4 protein-coding genes are annotated in these 2,701 nt (G+C 65.7%); 1 reads left to right on the forward strand and 3 read right to left on the reverse strand.

The window, feature by feature from the left end; all coding sequences use genetic code 11:
• Both CKO42_RS26080 and CKO42_RS28085 read right to left on the reverse strand, forming a co-directional pair.
• Nucleotides 1-593 (reverse strand): glycoside hydrolase 100 family protein (locus CKO42_RS26080; protein ID WP_242479727.1); only part of this gene is annotated, 593 nt, incomplete at its 3' end.
• A gap of 20 nt (nucleotides 594-613) precedes the next feature.
• The gene (locus CKO42_RS28085) at nucleotides 614-736 is read right to left on the reverse strand and encodes a hypothetical protein (RefSeq protein WP_274608974.1); all 123 of its coding nucleotides are present in this window, start codon (nucleotides 734-736) and stop codon (nucleotides 614-616) included.
• A 191-nt stretch (nucleotides 737-927) separates the two neighbouring features.
• Between CKO42_RS28085 and CKO42_RS26085 the strand changes: the two genes are divergently transcribed.
• A complete protein-coding gene (locus CKO42_RS26085) occupies nucleotides 928-2,022 on the forward strand; it encodes an MBL fold metallo-hydrolase (protein WP_200252158.1) in 1,095 nt (364 codons plus the stop codon).
• A 74-nt stretch (nucleotides 2,023-2,096) separates the two neighbouring features.
• On the opposite strand, the gene CKO42_RS26090 is transcribed toward CKO42_RS26085, so the two are convergent.
• Nucleotides 2,097-2,701, reverse strand: a 605-nt coding sequence (locus CKO42_RS26090) for a hypothetical protein (RefSeq protein ID WP_200252174.1), incomplete at its 5' end; no start/stop codon positions are given.

Raw genomic sequence — 2,701 nt, forward strand, 5'->3', positions numbered from 1 at the left:
AAGAACTGCGCCTGGATATCGATCGGGTAGCCATAGACGCCCATGCGCCGGTCGATCATGAAGGAGCCGTCCGGCACCAGCATGGTCGGGAACATGTCGAAGCGGCTGGTCATGCTCAGATCGAGCAGCAGCCGGATCGCCTGCTGCACGCTGGCCTGATGCAGGAAGGCGCGGTCCTCGGTGACATGCACATAGGCCTGCAGCGTCAGCAGCCACCAGAAGCCGGAATCCACCGGGGCGACGCGGGCGATGGCGTGCTCGCCAAAGTCACCGACAAGCTGCTCATCGGCGCCCTCACCGGTGACCTTGAAGCTGGCCGGGATCAGCCCCTCGCCAGGCTTGAAGCAATCGAGCTGTCGCTCGTGGCTCTGCAGGCGCACGGCGGCGGTCAGAAAGTGGCGCACGATCTCGGGGCGACCGTCGAGCAGGAAGGCAAAGGCGGAGATGGCGAAGTCGCGGGTGAAGACCTGGTCGTAGTTGAGCGCCTCGGTCTCGGGATCATGGGCGGCGACGGTCCCGACCGGCTGGCCGTGATAGGTGACCACCGATTCCTCGAGTAGTCGCCAAGCGCGCTGTCTGGCCTCTTGATTCATTGGTGCTCCTGTGGTCCGGTTCAGCGGTGTCTGTGGGGAATCAGCGTGCGGGCGCCGAAGATCACCAGGACGCCGGGCTCGGCCTGGGGCAGCTCGGCGCGCGGTAGCTCGACACGGGTGGTGAGATCGATCTCGGCCGGCATCGGGTGGTCTTCGGGCCTCGGGTTGGGTGGATGTGATCAGTGGATCTGATCCGTTTGCCTCTTGGACCCGCGCGGCGCGGTATTCCTTTTAGTGCTCTTTATGAGCGCTCGATGGATGGCGAAAGAAGGCCGCCGCGAGGACGGTCATAACGGGTGATCTGCAGCAAACCTTCGCGGCCATCTCAGCCACCATGAATCTATCCCGGAATGACGCCATCATCATGCAAGAGACCCTCGATAGTGCCATTTCGTTTCTCAGCCGTTTCCGCGACACCTTCACTTCAACATTGCGCTGGCACCCGCTCGATCCGTTGTGGACCAACCTGCACAGCAACGCCCCGGCCCGACCATCAAGACGATGGCGACTCGCCAAGGGATTGTTGATCCTGGCCAGCCTGGGCGCTGGGAGCAGTGCCGCGGCCAGCGCCTGCGAGGCACCGGTTGCGGTGCAGGTGCTCGGCTCCGGCGGCCCGGAGGCCCAGCAGGAGCGCGCCAGCGCGGGTTATCTGATGTGGCTGGAGGGCAAGGCGCGGGTGCTGGTCGACCTCGGTGGCGGCAGTTTCGCGCGCTATGGGGCCAGCGGCGCGCGCTTTGCCGACCTCGAGCTGATCGCGCTCACGCATCTGCACGCCGACCATGCGACCGACCTGCCGCCGCTGCTGAAAAGCGGCTATTTCAGCCCGCGTAATCGGGCCTTGCCGATAGCCGGCCCAACCGGCGGCGGGGATTACCCGGATCTCGAGGGCTATCTGCAGGGGCTGTTCGCTGCAAAGACCGGGGCGTTCGGCTACCTCGCCGGTTATCTCGATGGCAGCGACGGGCTGGTTAGGCTGAAGCGCCACACGCTGGAGGCGGACAGCCAGGAGCCGATCCCCGTGTTGGAGACGGATGACTATCAGGTCAGCGCCATCGGCGTCAGCCATGGCCCGGTCCCGGCGCTGGCCTACCGCATCGATGTAGGCGAGCAACGCATCGTTTTCAGCGGGGATCTGAATGGCGATGATCCCTGGTTCGTCGACTTTGCGCGCGATGCTGATCTGATGATCATGGACCATGCCGTGCCCGAGCAGGCGGGAGCGGTCGCCGCAGGGCTACATGCCCTGCCCTCGGAGATCGCCGAGATCGCCAAGACGGCCGAGGTCAAGCATCTGGTGCTCAGCCATCTGATGCGCCGCTCCGAGCGGGCCTTGGATGACAGTCTGGCGCGGATTCGCGCTGTCTATCCGGGCGCGCTGAGCGTTGCCTCGGATCTGGACTGCTTCGGGCTTGAGCCGCGGGGCCGGTGATGCGCTGACAGGGCTCAGTCCCGGGTCCAGAATGGCGTCTAGGCGGCCGAACGCAGTCTCGACGAACAGCCTTGTTAAACCTCCAAGCGCGCTCCCTGCTCGGCGGCAAAGGCACAGCCGCCTTGCCCGATGCGGATCTCGCCGGACGTTTCGGTCAATCCCTCGGCGTCGACCCAGGCGTCCATCTGCTCGAGCAGGCGCTGCAGGCGCAGTCCAAGCTCGGTGCGGTGGGAGTACGCAAAGCCGGTGACGCGCCAACTCAGCAGGGCGTGCGGTCGACCGGCATGCCCGAGCCCGGCCATGCGCTGGACCAGCTGCTCGATCAGTGCCTCGTCACCGAGTCGCTCGCGCAGCGCGTTCGCCACCGAGCGATCATCCCAGTCGGTCGCCGTCATCGGGAGCTGATGACGGAGCTCTGCGCCGATGAATCGGTACAGTGGCTCGCCAACCACCTGGCCGGTGAGCAGATCCTCGCGGGCCATTTGCCGATAGTCGGGCGTTGGGTCGGAGCCGGTGCGTCGCGCCAGCTGCTCGAGGGCCATCGCTTCGGCGCGATGACCGCTGGGCGCGAACCCGCAGAGCAGGTGATCCAGTGCATCATGGACCAAGACCGATGTGGGGATCGCGCCGCTGGCGTCGCTGGTCGCGGCGATGATCTCGGGGTCATCAAGGTTGGCAT

The organism is Lamprobacter modestohalophilus (assembly GCF_016583905.1).
Taxonomy (GTDB): Bacteria; Pseudomonadota; Gammaproteobacteria; order Chromatiales; family Chromatiaceae; genus Lamprobacter; species Lamprobacter modestohalophilus.